Genomic DNA, 17355 nt, shown 5'->3' with positions numbered 1-17355 from the left:
TCGCCAGCCAGCCGTGTAAAACAACTTAATAAAGGAAATGATTTTGAAATCAACTAAATTCAAATTGAGTGCTATTGCCGCCCTGGTTGCTGTTACGTTGAATGCGCATGCCGAAACGTCGACAGCTAGCTTGGAACAGAAACTGGAACAATTGCAACAGGAAATGTTAGTGCTGAAGCAGCAGCTGGCAGAGGAAAAGCTGGCGCGTGAGAAGCAGGTTGATACCGCAGTAAAAGCCGCGGTAGCAGATGCGGTGCCACCCGCGAGCGAAAGCGATACCAGCATAGGCGGTTATGGTGAATTGAGCTATAGCAACTACAAACAGAGTACTAACCCGGATCAGATAGATTTGAATCGTTTTGTGTTGTTTTTTGGACATAAGTTTAACGATAGGTTACGCCTGTATTCAGAATTTGAAATTGAGCATGCCGTTGCCAGTGCTGATGACAAAGGTGAGGCGGAAATTGAACAGGCGTATATCGAGTATAACTTGTTGCCGCAAGCTAATCTGCGCGCTGGTTTGATGCTGATGCCGCTGGGTATATTGAATGAAAAACATGAGCCGCCGACTTACTATGGTGTGTTCCGTAACGAAGTAGAAACACGGATTATTCCATCGACCTGGCGTGAGGCAGGGATAGGCTTGCAAGGTAAGGTTTTAGACAACTCGCTGGAATATAACGTGGGTATTTCCAGTGGTTTTGATGCGAGTAAATATGCAGGAAGTGCTGCTTATGGCATCAAAGACATGCATGGAGAGGCCAGTCAGGCTGCAGCAAATAATCTGGCGGTGTATGCAGGATTGAATTATCGTCAGCCAGGCTGGTTGTTAGGCGGTGGTTTGTTTACAGGCAATACAGGTCAAGACGGGAATGGTGCAACTCCAAGTGCGGCATTGCAAGGGGTGAATGCAAGACTCACCCTGTGGGATGTACACGCCCAATACAATATTGGTGAACTGGCATTGCAGGCGTTGTATGCGCGTGGTGCTTTAGGTGATACGCAGGCAATTAATGCTGCAGCCTCTGCAAGTTATACTGGGACTGCTCCCTATGAGGCTGCACCTAAAGCGTTTTACGGCTGGTATGGACAAGCCGCCTACCCTGTATGGAAAAAGGATGAGATGCGCTTAACGCCATTTGTACGCTATGAAAAATATAATACGCAAGCTAGTGTGGATACGGGATACACAGCAAATCCGCTGAACGATGAAACAGTGACAACGCTGGGTGCGAATTTCAACTTGACTCGTGAAGTTGTGTTTAAAACGGATTGGCAAAGCTATAAGACCGATAGTGCAAAAGATCGCTTCGATTTGGGTGTGGGCTGGATGTTCTGATTAATCTCTGGTGCGCAGCAGGGATGCTGCGCACTGTCTTGTTAAGTTAATGTTTGTCAGTAATAATGGCGATAATTGTGTAGGTGTTAGTCGCGCAAGATTTGTCGGTTAACTTAAGGAGATGTATATGAACAAAATTCATCAATTGGGCTTGTTGAGTGGTCTGATAGCAACGTTGCTGGTTACCCCTGCTTATGCTCAGTGGCAGTTGGACAACGAGCACTCAAATTTAAACTTTATCAGTATCAAAAAAACCAGTGTTGCTGAAGTGCATCAGTTTAAAAAGCTGATGGGCGAGGTCAGTGATGCAGGCAACATACATTTGGTCATCGATTTATCCAGTGTTGAGACGCAAATTGACATTCGCAACGAGCGATTAAAGTCTATGCTGTTTGAGATTGCACAATTTCCAACGGCAGAATTTGATGGGCAAATTGACATGAGCAAAGTCGCTGCGCTGAAAGTGGGTGCGACGCTGGATATGCCTGTGAATGGTAAGCTGACTATGCATGGTAAGGTGCAAGATACAAAAGCCATGTTGAGTATGGTGAAACTGAGCGATGATCAAATTCAAGTGGTGACCAAGATGCCGATTATTCTCAATGCCGATTTGTATGATCTGGCAGCTGGAATTGAGAAGTTGCGTGAAGCTGCTAATTTACCTGTGATTTCGGCAGCTGTACCCGTGACATTCGATTTGATTTTCAAGCATTAGAATGAAAACTCCTGCTGAGTGATGCAGTAGGAGTTGGTTTTATCAGCAGTATTTTTATGGATTCTGTCTTTTGGTAATGGGCTATTGTTGCCTACATACCTATCAAAAAACTCGTTGTAAACTGATCGCATAATAAATATCACATGGTGTTTTAGAAAATGCCGAAATAACTATGCGAAATCATCGACAGCGACACTACATTGCCATCATTTTAACCTTACTGACTAGCGGTTATGCTTATGCGGCCGATGAGCCGAGCGAGTCAGATTTCCTGCAGGATCTTCCTGTGGTATTGACCGCGTCGCGCATGTCTCAACCTTTGGCCGAAGCATCTAATGCCATGACGGTTATTGACAGAGAGATGATTAAAGCTTCAGGTTTTCGTAATGTGGCTGATCTATTCAGATTGGTTCCTGGCATGTATGTCAGTTATTTTTCAGGTACTGCGCCCATAGTCTCTTATCATGGTACGACAGATGACTCGGCCAGACGCATGCAAGTGATGGTAGATGGTCGTTCGATATTCATGCCGCCAATCGGTGCTGTTAATTGGGCCGATTTGCCACTGCAGGTTGGGGACATAGAGCGTATAGAGGTGATACGTGGACCCGCTGCTGCATCGTATGGTGGTAACTCTACTCAGGGGGTGATTAATATTGTTACTCGTGATGCAGGGGATATGCAGGGATTTGAGGCCAGTGCGACCAAAGGGAATGGGGGAATTGGCGATGCTTCTATTCGTGCGGGTAAGCGCGGTGATACCTTAGATTATCGTATCAGTCTTGGTTATCACAGCGATACTGGTTACGATGCAAATAAGTATGAGTACGGCGATAACTATGACAGTCACAAAACACGTTTATTTAATTTTCGTGGCAATTATCATCCCAATGGCGTAGATAGTGTTGATTTTCAATTGGGCTACACTGAAGGTCCCCGGGGGGATGGTTCCGTCGATAATCCTCCGGATTTTCCTCATGATAAGCACGATACCGAGAATTTTGCGCAAATTACCTGGTTGCGCAGTCTGGGTGGTGGTGATGAGTTCAAGTTACAGTACTACCATATTTATCAGAATGTATTTAATACCCTGGAACCTGTATTGCCATTGAGTGATAGCTATACCAATACACGAGATGATCTGGAGTTTCAGCATACGATACATACCTCGCTCACTAACCGTTTCGTATGGGGGGCTTCGGTGCGTCGTGACTGGACATGGGCGCCGAGTAGATTCCTGACCGAGCAAACTGTCAACTCGTCTACTTTGTTTGCAAGTGATGAGTGGCGCATGACACCTAAGTGGTTGTTGAATACCGGTGCATTATTGGAAGATAGCGGCCTTGGGCAGATGAATCTGTCGCCACGTGTTGCCTTGATTTATAAATTGGCACCGAGACATACGCTGCGATTCGGTGTTTCAGAGGCCTATCGTAATCCTTCAGTGTATGAAGAACGTGCTGATTACTATTTCCCGCCACCCGTTGATTACACATTCTATCTGGCGACTGGTCATCTGCGCCCAGAAAGGTTGTTGTCACAAGAGATTGGCTACTTGGGTGAATTCCCTCAGTATGGGATGACTGTCGATGTGCGTATTTACCAGGATCAATTGCACGATATTATTTATGAAACTGATCTTGCGCCCAAGGATTTCCGTAATCTGTTTGATGCCCAACATCATGGGGTTGAAGTAACGACCAAGCATCACTGGGGCGATCATAATCTGCTTACCTTTAATTATACATTTCAGCTGATGAGCAGCAATGTGAAATTACCTTATGCCAGCGATTACAGTGGTACTATGCCTAAGCATATGGTCAGCGCTTTATATTCAAAAATGTGGACTAATCATGTTGCGTTCAGTATGGGTTACTATCAGCAAGGCAGAATGCTGTCTATTGACCGAGGTATTACCGATCAGCAACAGTTTACGCGACGGATAGATTTCAGGGTGTCCAAGCAGTTTAAGTTCGACAGGGCGGGGCATCAGGCAGAGGTGGCTTTGGTGGTTCAGAATCTGTCGGGTGACCCTTACATTGATTATACCGTTGCAAATCAGTTCAATCGCCGTGCATTTGTTACGACCTCAGTGGCTTTTTAAGCTTCCTATCTTTTTGTATGCCTGCTTGTGCCTGGCAGGTTTATTACCTGCTACGGCTAAGGCGGAAAGCCTGCGTGTACTGGTTGTGCTCAGTAGTGATGCGGCACCTTACCAAGCCTTTGCTCGAGCACTTTTACAAAATCTGCCCAATACCATGCAGGTTGAAGTGCAGCCGCAGGCAGGCAGTTATGATAATTCCAAAAAAAATGATCTCGTCATTTCTGTCGGAGTAAAAGCGAGTGAATTGGTTGCTGCCAAATCAGCATCCCCAATATTGGCAGTCATGTTGCCTAGGCGCAGTTATGAGGAGTCATTATTAAAGCTGCGTCATAGCAAGGGTATTTCGGCAATTTATCTGGATCAGCCCTGGGAGCGACAGGTCGAATTGATCCATGTGGTATTGCCCAGCGCAACTAAGGTCGGTGTGCTTTACAGCGCGCCACTTAATCTTGATATGGCCAGTTTAAGTAAGGCTTTGTCGCATCGAGGTCTGGAACTTGAATCGCAAATACTTAAAGCTCCAGATGGATTGTTCGTCAATCTGGATACGTTACTGGATAGTAGTGATGTGTTGCTGGCTGTTCCGGATAGCGAAATATATAGCAGTTACAACATTCGTAATATTCTACTGACCACTTATCGTCATGGCGTCCCTCTAATTGGTTTATCACAAGCTTATGTTAATGCCGGGGCGCTGAGCGCCGTATTTTCTACGCCTGAACAAATAGCCGCACAAGCAAGCACAGTGACCTTAGCGTTTGCTCAGACCCATCAATTACCTGAACCACAATATCCGTCATTATTTACTGTTGCAGTTAATCCCGAAGTCGCACGTACATTATCTGTGCCCATACAGTCAGCTGAAATGGTGAAGCTGCAGATGGATAGCACAAAAGAAAGAGGTCGGTGATGCGAAGAACCTATCACATACGCAACTATGTTGCCTGGCTGACGTTGGTGCCGCTGCTGGTGATGGCAGTGAGCATGGCGTTTTTCTTTTTACATGATCGATTCCAGAGTATGGATCAGGACTTGTCGGTAAGGGGGCATTTGATAGCACATCAACTTGCTTCCAGCAGTGAATATGGGGTTTATGCAAATAATCAGGATTTTCTGGAAAATATAGCGCAGGGAGTGTTGCAACAAGATGATGTGAGTGCAGTAACGATATTGAATGAACATAATGAAACTTTGGTTGTGCTACACAAAGCAGGCAGGAATGTCTCCAGTAAGTTAGGGACGTTATCTGGAAGTGACAGGTATCTGAAAATTTATGAATCAATTAATGCCACGCAAGTGACGCTGGATGATGCGGATGATAAACCCCAGCCTAAGCAGATAGGTACAGTTATAGTGGAAATGAGTTGGGCCCATATACATAGATTGAAATTGCAATTGCTGTGGTTGGCTGTTGCGGTAACTATCATCTTTTTGATAGTGGTATTTTATTTGGTGTATTTAAGCAGTCGGCGTATTGCTACACCTATAGGTGTATTAAGTGACGCTGTACGTGATATTGGGGCAGGCAATCTGGATATGCGGGTAAGCATCGATACTAAAATTAATGAGCTGGCTACTTTAGCGCGAGGAATTAATGATATGGCGTCGCAGTTACAGCATGAGCGCGCCATCTTGCAGCAGCGTATAGACGATGCCACCATGCAGCTGCGGTCATTGGCATTTTATGACACGCTGACGCAGTTACCTAACCGTCGGATGCTGGAAGACAGGTTAGCGCAAGCGATATCAGTGAGTAATCGTACGGGTAATTATGGCGCGATCATGTTTATTGATCTGGATAATTTCAAGCCGCTGAATGATATTCATGGGCATGCTTGTGGTGATTTATTATTGATTGAAGCAGCTCGGCGCATCACAAGCTGTATCCGTTCGATTGATACCGTGGCACGATTTGGTGGTGATGAATTTGTGGTGCTCATTGGTCAGTTAACGGCAGACTCGGCCATTTCTGTGGAAGAGGTGGTAGCTATCGCAGAAAAGATTCGTATCGCCCTATCCCGCGTCTATGAGCTTCGCTGTGTGGAGCCAGGGCAGGGGGGTGGGATTATAGAGCATCAATGCACTTCGAGTATTGGCATCTCACTATTTCTGGATGATGAGTTGAGCCGAGATGATATCCTTACTCGTGCGGATAAAGCGATGTATAAGGCTAAGGAACAAGGCAGAAATCAAGTGTGTTTATACCAGATGCCATCACATAAGTGATGGTTTGCTCGCGACATGAATCTGTTCAGGATTGAATCTTGCGGTATAAGGTTCGTTCACTAATGCCAAGTTTCAAAGCCAGCGTTTTTTTGTCTGTGCCAAAGTGAGCCAGCGCCCATTGCAGGTAATGTTGTTCTAATGTATCCAGCGGAATAATTTCTTGACCAATAAAGGTAGCGGAAGTCGAATCCGCTTTTGCTGCGAGTTCCGTATCTAAATGTTCAGGCAGTATGGTGTCGCCGTCTGCAAGTAAGCTGGCGCGTTCTAAAATGTTGCGTAGTTCACGGATATTGCCGGGGAAGTCACAGCTGGCGAGCAAGTTCAAGCTGTCTTGACTGAGTTTGAATGGACGGTCGGTACGTATACGTGCAAGCAGCGTTTCGGCCAATAGTGGTATGTCTTCGCGGCGCTCGACTAGCGAGGGCAGGTGTATGGGGAAAGTGCTGATGCGATAGTAGAGGTCTTTGCGGAAAGTGTCCTGCATGACCATGCTTTTTAAATCGCGATGGGTGGCTGATACCAGTCTGAAATCGGCACGCAGCGGTTCTATGCCACCGACCCGGCGATAAGTACCGGATTCGAGCAAGCGTAATAGTTTTACTTGTAAGCTGAGCGGGATATCGCCAATTTCATCCAGAAACAATGTGCCGCCACTGGCCGATTCTACTAAGCCCTGTTTGCGTTGATTTGCGCCCGTGAACGCGCCTTTTTCATAGCCGAATAATTCGCTTTCAAATAAAGTGTCAGTGACGCCTGAACAGTCAACTGGCACAAACGGTCCGAGTTTACGGTGGCTGCTGTCGTGTATTGCTTGTGCGACTAATTCTTTCCCAGTGCCAGACTCCCCCAGTAATACCACTGCTGCGTCCGATGTTGCTACACGTTCAATCAGTCCCAGCATTTTATTAAACTCGCTGGAACGGCCAACCAGCCCGCGCTTGTCTGGTCGAGTGCTGGCTTGACGTACAGTGCGCATCATCTCTACGTAATAGACGATTTCATCATTGGCATTGCGGATAGGGCTGAGTTCGACATCAATATGTTCTTCCCCTCGTGGTGTGTGGTGTATATGGAGTACCCGTTGTGGATTCCCTGTCTGGGTGGCGGATTTGAGAGGGCAGGCTTCACCGGCTTGATCGCACGGGCGGGTGTAGTGATGTGAGACTTCATAACAGTGTCGTCCGACCAGTGAACGGTTGTCCCCATAGGTGGCGCGATAGGCCTTATTGGCGGCGATGATAGTGTAATCTTTGTCGAACACTATTCTTGGTTCTGCCTGACTATCGATATAGGACAACAGCTCGGCAAGTTGTGTATGTATAGTCATGATGAAAGCCTGCTGACAAAAATGACATTTTACATGGGAATGGTGTGTAAGTTTTGTCAAAATTGACACAAATAGCAGGTGGTTTAGTGTTAATTAAATATATCAATATCCTTATATGCACGAATATCTGTTTGTGTTTGTGTGTAATTTAAATCACTTAAATATTTAACATTTTGTTTTTATTGAACAATATTTTTTATGTAAGAATTTATTTGTTTTTCTGTCATAACTTGGCATGCGCTTTGCAAAGTAGAAGTCGTAATATGGGTTTGATGTTGTGTGATGATAAGTCGCATGGTGTTGATAGTGATATCAGTTATTTTTGTATCGTTAGTTTTCTGGGAGTGAACGATGCGTGAATTTTGGAATACCCCGCTAGGTAAAGACATCATCGTTGTGCTGATTATCAAGTTGATCGCAATTTTTGCAATTTGGTGGTTTTTTTTCCGTCCGATAGGAGAGCATCACCCATTGGACGCAGCACAAATGAGTGTGTCTATACTTGGCAAGCAGCAACAGAGTGGCGTCAAACCCATAGTAAATCCACCTTCCGAAGATAAGGAGTCGTTGAAATGATAAGTACAGAATTAGTTGATGCATCGCGATTGCAGTTTGCCATAGTCGCGCTGTATCACTTCCTTTTCGTGCCGCTAACGCTGGGTATGACATTTATGCTGGTGATTATGGAATCGACTTATGTCATTACTAATAAGCCGATTTATAAAGACATGGTCAAATTTTGGGGTAAGTTGTTTGGTATCAACTTTGCACTGGGTGTGACGACTGGTATTACTATGGAGTTCCAGTTCGGTACCAACTGGGCGTATTACTCACATTACGTGGGTGACATTTTCGGCGCACCATTGGCTATTGAAGGTTTGATGGCATTCTTCCTTGAATCTACATTCATCGGCTTATTTTTCTTCGGCTGGGATAAACTTTCCAAGAATAAGCATTTAATGGTCACTATCCTGATGGCGGTGGGTTCCAATTTATCTGCATTGTGGATATTAGTAGCAAATGGTTGGATGAATAACCCAGTGGGTTCAGAGTTCTCATTTATAACCATGCGTATGGAAATGGTTGATTTCTGGGATGTGGTATTTAATCCACAAGCGCAAGCGAAATTCGTACATACCATTAGCGCGGGTTATGTGACTGCATCGACATTTGTATTGGGTATTTCGTCCTGGTATCTGCTCAAAGGTCGTGACGTAGAGTTCGCTAAACGTTCATTCCGTATTGCTGCTGCATTCGGTTTTGCTTCAGCCATGTCAGTAATCGTGCTGGGTGATGAATCTGGTTACACAGTGGGTGAAGCGCAGCAAACCAAGATGGCTGCGATTGAAGCTATGTGGGAGACCGAACCTGCACCTGCATCGTTCAATCTGATAGCTGGCATCAATGAGCAAGAACAGAAAAATGACTGGTCTATCGAGATTCCTTACGTCATGGGTATCATCGGTACACGTTCATTGACCAAGCAAATTCCGGGTATTCATGAAATCAAGGAGCACAACCGCGAGCACATTATCAATGGTGCAAAAGCGGTAACCGCCTTGGCTGCATTACGTAAAGATACCAAGAATGAAGCGCTTAAAGCTGAGTTCGACAAGTATAAAGCGGATCTGGGTTATGGCTTGCTGTTGAAGAAATATACCGAAGACGTCAGTCAGGCAACACCTGAAATGATACAAAAAGCAGTAGATGACACAGTGCCTCATGTTGCACCGATGTTCTGGTCATTCCGTCTGATGGTGGCGATAGGAACTGGTTTGCTAGCCTTGTTTGCAACCGCGCTGTACATGTCAGTTACCAACAAATGCGGCAATCAGAAATGGCTGTTGCGCTGGGCATTGTTATTCATTCCTGCACCCTGGATCGCTGCTGAATTGGGCTGGTTTGTGGCTGAATATGGTCGCCAACCCTGGACTATCTTCGGCGTATTGCCAACGCACTTGTCGGCTTCAACCCTGACACCTGGTACGGTATATGGTTCGATAGCTGGTTTTGTATTCTTCTATACAGGCTTGCTGATAGTGGAAATGTATTTGATGGTGAAATTTGCACGACAAGGTCCTAGCAGTTTGCACACGGGGCGGTATCACGGTGAGGCTCATGCTGCAGGTGGCGCGATTCCTAAACACGCACCCGCTGACAAGGCTTAATGGGAAATGCGCTACGTTGCGATGACATTGCGACGTAGCCTTTGCAAATATTCAGGAGAAAATAATGTTAGATTATGAAACACTCAAAGTGATTTGGTGGCTATTCGTTGGTGTGCTGCTGTTGGGCTTTGCCATCATGGATGGTCATGATATGGGCGTGGGTACATTACTGCCCTTTGTTGGCAAAACTGATGACGAACGTCGTGTGGTATTGAATACCGTAGGCGCGCACTGGGAAGGTAACCAGGTCTGGTTCATTCTTGGCGGTGGTGCAATTTTTGCTGCTTGGCCATTAGTGTATGCAACCGCGTTCTCAGGTTTTTACTGGGCCATGCTGGCTGTGCTGTGGGCGTTGTTTTTCCGTCCGGTAGGTTTTGATTATCGCTCCAAAATTGCAAATCCAACCTGGCGTAACAGCTGGGACTGGGGTTTGTTCATCGGCGGTGCAGTACCTCCGCTAATCTTCGGCGTGGCTTTTGGTAACCTGTTACAAGGCGTACCATTCCATTTCGATGATGAATTACGCTCTTACTACACCGGTACTTTCTGGCAGCTACTTAACCCATTTGCGTTGTTGGCTGGTGTGGTCAGTACTGCGATGATTACGGCGCATGGTGCTAATTACCTGATGATCAGAACCGAGGGTGATGTTTACCGTCGTAGCCGTACTGCAGCAATTATCTTTGGTGTGCTGGCATTGGCTGCATTTGCTGCTGCGGGTGTCTGGGTGATGAATGGTATCTCTGGTTATGTGATTACTAGCGGTAATATACCTGGTGATTTACCTAACCCACTGGATAAAACAGTGATGGTGCAAGCGGGTGCGTGGATGCATAACTACAGTGTGTATGGCTGGGCGAAATTAATCCCGCTTACTGCATTTGTGGGTGGTGCTTTGGCAATCGTATTTGCGTTGATTAATAAACCAACTATGGCGTTTATTGGTTCTTCGTTGAGTATGCTGGGAATTATTGGTACTGCTGGTATATCCATGTTCCCATTCGTCATGCCTTCGTCTACAGATCCACGTTCCAGTTTGACAGTGTGGGATAGTGTCTCATCACACATGACACTGGAATTGATGTTCTTCGCGACCTTGATATTCTTGCCACTGATTATTGTGTACACCTCTTGGGCTTACAAGGTGATGTCAGGCAAGGTTACGCTTGATTTTATCAAGAACAACGATCATTCCGCTTACTAAGCTAGGAGAATAAAATGTGGTATTTTGCATGGATTTTAGGTTTGACTGCGGCGGTGTTACTGGCCATTGTGAATGCGGTTTATGGTGAAAATCATGAATTGCGTGAAGAAGAATCGCGTCAGTCGGATAAGTCGTAATCGTGTATTCGACACCTGCTCGAGTCTTTTCCCTGCTGCTGGCATTAACGCTGGCAGCGGTGATAACATTTTATCCCCCTGCGCTGGCCAGTCTGAGTCATGGTCTGATTACTTTGGTGATCTGGGGTGTCAGTGCAGGGTTCGTTCATGGTATTGGTTTCGACCCTGATGCACGTTTCTGGCGTGCGGTGTTTGGACCCATTAGTGCCTGGGTGCTGATGGGGATGGGGTTATTACTGATCGCTAAACCGTACTTCTCGGTATAAGGAGGATGTATGTTCTTCCGTCAGTTATTTGATGAAGCTAGCTCTACTTACACTTATTTGCTGGGTGATATGGCATCCCGCGAAGCCGTATTAATAGACCCTGTGCAAGTGCACAATGATTTGTATTTGTCATTGTTAAATGAACAGAATTTAAATTTGAAATACATTCTGGAAACTCATGTGCACGCCGATCATATCACTGGTGCATCTGCTTTACGTGCTGCTACGGGTGCGTTGGCTGCAATTAGCGCACAAGCAGGTACGAGCTGTGCTGACGTGCAGTTGCATGATGGTGATAAATTAACGTTTGGAAATGAGCAAATTAACGTTTTGGCTACCCCAGGTCATACAGCGGGTTGTGTTTCGTATTTGTGGCGAGACCGTGTGTTTACGGGCGATGCTTTGTTGATCGGTGGCTGTGGCCGTACTGATTTTCAAGGCGGTGACGCAGGTACGTTGTATAACAGTATTTCCCGTCAAATTTGGCCACTAGCTGATGAGACGCTGATCTATCCTGGACATGATTACCATCATAAACATGTATCCAGTGTAGCTCAGGAGCGTGAAACTAACTCACGCCTTTCTGGCAAAAGCCGAGATGAATTTGTCGCAATTATGAACCAATTGGATCTGCCCATGCCTAGGTTAATCAGTGTGGCAGTACCCGCTAATCAACAGTGTGGAAAGGATGTTATACATGCAGGATAGTTTGTTACCTGCCAGTCATTATGATCGCATTGGCGGTACAGATAAAATCCGTAGACTTGTCCATCGTTTTTATGAGATTATGGACGAACTTCCGGAAGCTTATGGTATTCGAAAATTGCATGCGGAAAGCTTGCAAGGCTCAGAAGATAAGCTATTTAAGTTTTTATCTGGTTGGATGGGTGGTCCTCAACTTTATGTGCAAGAATACGGACATCCTATGTTACGTCGTCGGCATTTGCCATTTCCGATTGGCATATCCGAGCGTGATCAATGGTTGATGTGTATGGATCAGGCATTAGGTGAAGTGGTGGAGGATGCGCTACTGCGTCGCGAGTTATCCGCTGCGTTTGCCAAAGTGGGTGACCATATGCGCAATAAGGCGGAACATTAATTTTTTTATGGAGTTGGAATTTATGAGTATGACACCTCAACAATTAGTTGCTGAAGCTAAAGCACAAATTAAAGAAGTCGATGTTGCCACTGCCGCTGCGCAAATTGCTGCTGGCGGTGTGGTGATTGATGTGCGTGAACCCAGTGAATTTGAAGCTGGTCGGTTACCAAATTCAGTGAATATCCCGCGTGGCGTTCTGGAATTCAAAACGGGCGAACATCCAGCGCTAGCTAATAAAGACGCTCAATTGTTGATTACCTGCAAAACAGGTGGCCGAGCAGCCTTGGCTACACTGAATCTACAACGTTTAGGCTACGCAAATATTGCATCCATCGCTGGTGGTTTTGAGGCTTGGTCAACCAGTGGACAGCAAGTACTGAAAGACAGTACCAACTTTGGTGGTTAAATTTATCACTGAGATTTCTGTATGGCGCGGGTAATTAGCCCGTCATACAAAATCCATACTTAGAAAGAAATAACATGGCACATATCGTCGTATTAGGCGCAGGAACGGGTGGTACCCCAGCAGCTTACGAGCTGCGCGAAATTTTGGGTAAAGAACACAGCGTAACCTTGATCAACGCATCAGAAACTTTTCAGTTTGTCCCTTCTAACCCATGGATAGCTTTGGGTTGGCGTAAACGTCCAGAAACCACGATAGAAATTCGTCCCTATCTGGAAAAAAAAGGAATTAAGTTTATTGCCAAGCGTGCGGACAAAATTGATCCTGTCGCCAATACTGTTACCATGCTGGATGGTGAAGTCGTTAATTATGACTATCTGGTCATTGCGACTGGTCCGCGTTTGGCGTTTGATCTGGTTGAAGGTTCAGGTCCTGAAGGTGGTTACACACAATCGGTTTGCTCGGTCGATCATGCTGAAAAAGCATTTGCTGACTACGAAGAATTCCTTAAAAATCCAGGCCACGTCGTCATTGGCGCATTGCCAGGTGCGTCTTGTTTCGGTCCTGCATACGAATACGCCATGGGTTTGGAAACCGACCTGCGTCGTCGCAAAATGCGTGATCAAGTACCTATGACTTACATTACCTCAGAGCCTTACATTGGGCACTTAGGTTTGGGTGGCGTGGGTGACTCTAAAGGTTTGCTCGAAGGTGAAATGCGTAATCGTCATATCAAATGGATATGCAACGCAAAAACAGTCAAGGTTGAGCCAGGTAAGATGTATGTAGAAGAATACAACGACCTTGGTGAAAAAATTAAAGATCACGTGGTTGAATTTAAATTCTCCATGATGCTGCCGCCATTCCGCGGTGTACCTGTTGTCGCCAGCGTGCCTAACTTATGTAATCCAGGTGGTTTTGTTATCGTTGACAAACATCAACGTAGCCCGGCCTATAAAAATATTTTCTCACTCGGTGTCTGTATTGCGATACCGCCTGTTGAGCAAACTCCTGTGCCTACAGGTACGCCTAAGACTGGCTACATGATTGAATCTATGGGTACAGCTATCGTCCATAACATCGCTGACGAACTGGCTGGTAAACCAGCAACCACTACCGGTACATGGAACACGATCTGTCTTGCGGATATGGGTGATACTGGCGCTGCATTCGTAGCCTTGCCACAGATTCCGCCACGCAATGTGACCTGGGCGAAAAAGGGTAAATGGGTACATTTGGCCAAAGTTGCATTTGAAAAGTACTTCCTGTACAAAATGAAAACCGGTCATTCAGAGCCGATTTATGAGAAGTACACGCTTAAGGCGATGGGTATTACCCGTTTGAAAGACTAAGTTAACGTGTATCTGAATTTAAAACGGGCTGTTTAGACAGCCCGTTTTTTATTGGATGCTTGGACGAGATGGGCTGGTGAGTGGTATTCTTCAGCCTATGATAAATACCGATGTTTTAATTATAGGTAGCGGTTTAGCCGCGTTGACCACCGCTTTGAACTTGGCGCAAACTCAACGAGTAACCGTGATTACTAAGAAAACACTGCAAGATTCAGCCAGTGCCTGGGCGCAAGGTGGTATCGCAGCCGTGCTGGCAAATGATGACACCATTGATGCGCATATTCATGACACATTAGTTGCAGGCGCTGGTTTGTGTGATGAAGTCGCTGTGCGATATGTTGTAGAACATGGGCGGGAAGCCGTGCAGTGGTTAGTAGAAATGGGTGTACCATTTACTGCAGATGCAACCAGTGAAACAGGTTTTCACCTTACTCGTGAAGGTGGCCATAGCGCACGGCGTATTATTCACGCAGCTGATGCCACAGGGCGAGCCGTACAGCAAACCCTGTGTCAGCAGATTAAACAGCATCCAAATATTACCTTGCTAGAACAGCATATTGCTGTCGATTTGATAACGGGCGCGAAGCTGGGGCTGAATGATCAACGTTGTTATGGTGCCTATGTACTCGATAACAAAACAGCAAAAGTAAAAACCGTAGCCGCAGGTTATACCGTATTGGCGACAGGCGGTGCAGGTAAAGTTTATCTCTATACCACCAATCCTGATGTGGCGACTGGTGATGGTGTGGCGATGGCATGGCGTGCTGGTTGCAGTGTTGCCAACATGGAATTCATGCAGTTTCACCCAACCTGTTTATATCATCCACGCGCCAAATCATTCTTGATTTCAGAAGCAATGCGTGGCGAGGGTGGTTTGTTGAAATTGCCGGATGGCACGCGTTTTATGCCTGCTTATGACGAACGCGCCGAATTAGCACCGCGCGATATCGTTGCCCGGGCAATAGATAGCGAGATGAAAAAACGCGGTCTGGATTGTGTGTATCTGGATATTTCGCATCAGTCTGCAGAATTTATCACCAGCCATTTTCCTAATATTTATCAGCGCTGTCTGGATTTGGGCATAGACATCACCCGTGAGCCTATCCCTGTTGTCCCCGCTGCACACTATACTTGTGGTGGCGTCATCACGGACTTGTCCGCACAGACAGATCTGGATAATTTATATGCTGTCGGCGAAGTCGCCCATACGGGGCTGCATGGTGCCAATCGTCTGGCGAGCAACTCATTGCTTGAGTGTCTGGTATTCGGTCGAGCCGCGGCAATGGCGATCAGGGCAACCGCACCTAGTGTGGCGGAAAATATACCTGAATGGGATGAAAGTCGTGTTACTGATGCCGATGAGGAAATCGTGTTGTCCCATAACTGGGACGAACTGCGGCGGTTCATGTGGGATTATGTCGGCATCGTACGCACCGATAAGCGCCTGGCGCGTGCTGCTCATCGTATTACCTTATTGCGGGATGAAATCGACGAGTATTACCAGAACTTCCGCGTCAGCAACGACTTGATCGAATTGCGCAATCTGGTTGTAACTGCGGATTTAATTGTGCGTTGCGCACAGTTGCGCCATGAAAGCCGCGGCCTGCACACTAGTCGAGATTATCCTGACACCTTGGGTGTGGCGATTGATACGATATTGCTACCGTGATTATGTAAGGGTGATGGATTAGGTATTGCTTGCACTATGGGTCGCTGGAATCAGGTTGCGACATCGCAGCATCAGGTTACAATGTTCCTTTATCCGATAACACATCTATATGTTTCCTCCTGCTATTTTTTTGATGGGCCCGACTGCATCGGGTAAGACTGCTGCTGCGGTGGCATTGGCTGCGTGTTTTCCTGTGGAAATTATCAGTGTTGATTCGGCGCTAGTTTATCGTGACATGAATATAGGCACGGCTAAACCCGATGCAGTGACGCTGGCAGAAGCGCCGCATCATTTGATTGATTTGATAGACCCTACTGAAGTTTATTCAGCCGCGCAGTTTCGTCGTGACGCATTGATCTTGATGGCAGATATTACTGCGCGTGGGCGGATTCCGTTGTTGGTGGGTGGCACGATGCTGTATTTCAAAGCATTGCGCGAAGGTTTGTCGGATTTGCCTCAGGCTGATGCATCATTACGTAATGCAATAGAAGCAGATGCGGCGGTGCGGGGCTGGGCTGCATTGCATCAGGATTTGGCTTTGAGCGATCCGATTACTGCTGCACGGCTACAACCCACTGATACACAGCGTATACAGCGGGCATTGGAAGTCATTGCGCTTACGGGTAAACCAATGTCGGAAGCTTTTGCGCAATCACGTGGTGAGGAATTACCCTATCGTGTGTTACCTATCGCACTTATGCCGTCCGACCGTAGTGTGTTGCATCAACGCATTGCCCAGCGCTTTGAAGCGATGTTAGCCAGTGGGTTTTTGCAAGAGTTATCTGATTTACGTCAACGTTATCAATTGACTGCGAACATACCTGCTATGCGTTGTGTTGGTTACCGTCAGGCATGGGGTTATCAGGATGGGGAATACAGTTACGATGAGATGCGTGACCGTGGCATTTTTGCTACGCGGCAATTAGCAAAGCGTCAGATTACCTGGTTGCGTAGTACCCCCGATGTGCAAATTGTGGACTGCATAGCTGATGATGCAGTGGGGCAGGTGAGGAAGTTGGTTGAGGATTATTTGGCGTAATACCAAAGAATAGTAGTCAGTTAGAAAACAGACTTATCGATTTTAATTGGGCTAGTTCGTGTGTTGTTGGTATAAAGTCAGGATAACTCGATAGAATGACCATATCAAAATATAGCGTTACGCCAAATTTGGTGATTTGCCATTGAGGTGACGTCATATGCCAAGGAGCCGTTGTTGAAAATTTTTAGCCCAGCAATTCGTCGCGTTTTTCATATTGTCAGTATGGTGGCTTTAGGTATTGTCGTGATAGCAGTACTCGCTATGATGTTTTTGGGGCGAGCCTAACAAGACACGCAATGTGTTTTTG

The 17355-nt window shown here is 46.2% G+C and carries 17 protein-coding genes; 16 read left to right on the top strand and 1 reads right to left on the bottom strand.

Features of this window, described 5'->3' with window-relative positions:
* The first annotated feature begins 43 nt into the window (after nt 1-43).
* From SFSGTM_RS11415 to SFSGTM_RS11395, 5 genes are all read left to right on the top strand, one after another.
* Nucleotides 44-1339: a porin family protein gene (locus SFSGTM_RS11415; RefSeq protein WP_162085274.1), complete on the top strand. Its 1296-nt coding sequence runs from the start codon at nt 44-46 to the stop codon at nt 1337-1339.
* 127 nt (nt 1340-1466) lie between these two features.
* Complete coding sequence (locus tag SFSGTM_RS11410) at nt 1467-2054, top strand: YceI family protein (RefSeq protein ID WP_162085273.1); 588 nt, start codon at nt 1467-1469, stop codon at nt 2052-2054.
* 172 nt (nt 2055-2226) lie between these two features.
* Entirely contained in the window at nt 2227-4158 is a 1932-nt protein-coding gene (locus SFSGTM_RS11405; RefSeq protein ID WP_162085272.1) for a TonB-dependent receptor plug domain-containing protein, read from the top strand.
* Nucleotides 4159-4183: 25 nt separating this feature from the next.
* Nucleotides 4184-5068 carry an ABC transporter substrate-binding protein gene (locus tag SFSGTM_RS11400; protein ID WP_162085271.1) on the top strand — a complete coding sequence of 295 codons (885 nt, stop codon included), beginning with the start codon at nt 4184-4186 and terminating at the stop codon, nt 5066-5068.
* Nucleotides 5068-6384, top strand: coding sequence for a diguanylate cyclase domain-containing protein (locus SFSGTM_RS11395; RefSeq protein ID WP_162085270.1), 1317 nt, complete (start codon nt 5068-5070; stop codon nt 6382-6384). The genes SFSGTM_RS11400 and SFSGTM_RS11395 overlap by 1 nt, the downstream gene beginning before the upstream one ends.
* A 25-nt stretch (nt 6385-6409) precedes the next feature.
* Here SFSGTM_RS11395 and SFSGTM_RS11390 read toward each other — a convergent pair whose 3' ends face one another.
* Nucleotides 6410-7711 carry a sigma-54 interaction domain-containing protein gene (locus SFSGTM_RS11390; protein ID WP_162085269.1) on the bottom strand — a complete coding sequence of 434 codons (1302 nt, stop codon included), beginning with the start codon at nt 7709-7711 and terminating at the stop codon, nt 6410-6412.
* A gap of 351 nt (nt 7712-8062) precedes the next feature.
* Here SFSGTM_RS11390 and cydP point away from each other — a divergent pair, with 351 nt between their 5' ends.
* The 11 genes from cydP (at nt 8063) to miaA (ending at nt 17048) form a co-directional block, all read left to right on the top strand.
* The gene (gene cydP, locus SFSGTM_RS11385; RefSeq protein WP_162085268.1) at nt 8063-8287 is read left to right on the top strand and encodes a cytochrome oxidase putative small subunit CydP; all 225 of its coding nucleotides are present in this window, start codon (nt 8063-8065) and stop codon (nt 8285-8287) included.
* Nucleotides 8284-9879 (top strand): cytochrome ubiquinol oxidase subunit I, encoded by a 1596-nt coding sequence (locus tag SFSGTM_RS11380; RefSeq protein ID WP_162085267.1) that lies wholly within the window; start codon nt 8284-8286, stop codon nt 9877-9879. Before cydP ends, SFSGTM_RS11380 begins: the two co-directional genes overlap by 4 nt.
* Nucleotides 9880-9943: 64 nt before the next feature.
* Nucleotides 9944-11083: a cytochrome d ubiquinol oxidase subunit II gene (cydB, locus tag SFSGTM_RS11375; RefSeq protein WP_174237415.1), complete on the top strand. Its 1140-nt coding sequence runs from the start codon at nt 9944-9946 to the stop codon at nt 11081-11083.
* A 14-nt stretch (nt 11084-11097) separates the two neighbouring features.
* Nucleotides 11098-11220, top strand: coding sequence for a cytochrome bd-I oxidase subunit CydX (gene cydX / locus SFSGTM_RS11370; protein ID WP_162085266.1), 123 nt, complete (start codon nt 11098-11100; stop codon nt 11218-11220).
* A gap of 2 nt (nt 11221-11222) precedes the next feature.
* Nucleotides 11223-11486 carry a cyd operon YbgE family protein gene (locus SFSGTM_RS11365; protein ID WP_232525970.1) on the top strand — a complete coding sequence of 88 codons (264 nt, stop codon included), beginning with the start codon at nt 11223-11225 and terminating at the stop codon, nt 11484-11486.
* Nucleotides 11487-11495: 9 nt separating this feature from the next.
* Nucleotides 11496-12194 carry an MBL fold metallo-hydrolase gene (locus SFSGTM_RS11360; RefSeq protein WP_162085265.1) on the top strand — a complete coding sequence of 233 codons (699 nt, stop codon included), beginning with the start codon at nt 11496-11498 and terminating at the stop codon, nt 12192-12194.
* Entirely contained in the window at nt 12184-12585 is a 402-nt protein-coding gene (locus tag SFSGTM_RS11355) for a group II truncated hemoglobin (protein ID WP_162085264.1), read from the top strand. Before SFSGTM_RS11360 ends, SFSGTM_RS11355 begins: the two co-directional genes overlap by 11 nt.
* A 22-nt stretch (nt 12586-12607) precedes the next feature.
* A complete protein-coding gene (locus SFSGTM_RS11350; protein WP_162085263.1) occupies nt 12608-12991 on the top strand; it encodes a rhodanese-like domain-containing protein in 384 nt (127 codons plus the stop codon).
* Between the two features lie 74 nt (nt 12992-13065).
* Nucleotides 13066-14340 (top strand): NAD(P)/FAD-dependent oxidoreductase, encoded by a 1275-nt coding sequence (locus tag SFSGTM_RS11345; protein WP_162085262.1) that lies wholly within the window; start codon nt 13066-13068, stop codon nt 14338-14340.
* Between the two features lie 97 nt (nt 14341-14437).
* Nucleotides 14438-16009, top strand: coding sequence for an L-aspartate oxidase (gene nadB, locus SFSGTM_RS11340; protein WP_162086305.1), 1572 nt, complete (start codon nt 14438-14440; stop codon nt 16007-16009).
* Between the two features lie 109 nt (nt 16010-16118).
* Nucleotides 16119-17048: a tRNA (adenosine(37)-N6)-dimethylallyltransferase MiaA gene (miaA, locus tag SFSGTM_RS11335; protein WP_162085261.1), complete on the top strand. Its 930-nt coding sequence runs from the start codon at nt 16119-16121 to the stop codon at nt 17046-17048.
* The last annotated feature ends 307 nt before the right edge of the window (nt 17049-17355 follow it).

Source organism: Sulfuriferula nivalis, from assembly GCF_009937995.1.
Lineage (GTDB): Bacteria > Pseudomonadota > Gammaproteobacteria > Burkholderiales > Sulfuriferulaceae > Sulfuriferula > Sulfuriferula nivalis.
Note: the sequence above shows the minus strand (reverse complement) of the source record. Positions and strands in the feature narration are given on the sequence as shown.

What these genes read in the sequence shown, in the direction of transcription:
- nadB (WP_162086305.1), top strand. Translation starts at nt 14,438, where the DNA reads ATGATAAATACCGATGTTTTAATTATAGGTAGCGGTTTAGCCGCGTTG.
- SFSGTM_RS11410 (WP_162085273.1), top strand. Translation starts at nt 1,467, where the DNA reads ATGAACAAAATTCATCAATTGGGCTTGTTGAGTGGTCTGATAGCAACG.
- cydP (WP_162085268.1), top strand. Translation starts at nt 8,063, where the DNA reads ATGCGTGAATTTTGGAATACCCCGCTAGGTAAAGACATCATCGTTGTG.
- SFSGTM_RS11355 (WP_162085264.1), top strand. Translation starts at nt 12,184, where the DNA reads ATGCAGGATAGTTTGTTACCTGCCAGTCATTATGATCGCATTGGCGGT.
- miaA (WP_162085261.1), top strand. Translation starts at nt 16,119, where the DNA reads ATGTTTCCTCCTGCTATTTTTTTGATGGGCCCGACTGCATCGGGTAAG.
- SFSGTM_RS11345 (WP_162085262.1), top strand. Translation starts at nt 13,066, where the DNA reads ATGGCACATATCGTCGTATTAGGCGCAGGAACGGGTGGTACCCCAGCA.
- cydB (WP_174237415.1), top strand. Translation starts at nt 9,944, where the DNA reads ATGTTAGATTATGAAACACTCAAAGTGATTTGGTGGCTATTCGTTGGT.
- cydX (WP_162085266.1), top strand. Translation starts at nt 11,098, where the DNA reads ATGTGGTATTTTGCATGGATTTTAGGTTTGACTGCGGCGGTGTTACTG.
- SFSGTM_RS11380 (WP_162085267.1), top strand. Translation starts at nt 8,284, where the DNA reads ATGATAAGTACAGAATTAGTTGATGCATCGCGATTGCAGTTTGCCATA.
- SFSGTM_RS11395 (WP_162085270.1), top strand. Translation starts at nt 5,068, where the DNA reads ATGCGAAGAACCTATCACATACGCAACTATGTTGCCTGGCTGACGTTG.
- SFSGTM_RS11390 (WP_162085269.1), bottom strand. Translation starts at nt 7,711, where the DNA reads ATGACTATACATACACAACTTGCCGAGCTGTTGTCCTATATCGATAGT.
- SFSGTM_RS11405 (WP_162085272.1), top strand. Translation starts at nt 2,227, where the DNA reads ATGCGAAATCATCGACAGCGACACTACATTGCCATCATTTTAACCTTA.
- SFSGTM_RS11360 (WP_162085265.1), top strand. Translation starts at nt 11,496, where the DNA reads ATGTTCTTCCGTCAGTTATTTGATGAAGCTAGCTCTACTTACACTTAT.
- SFSGTM_RS11350 (WP_162085263.1), top strand. Translation starts at nt 12,608, where the DNA reads ATGAGTATGACACCTCAACAATTAGTTGCTGAAGCTAAAGCACAAATT.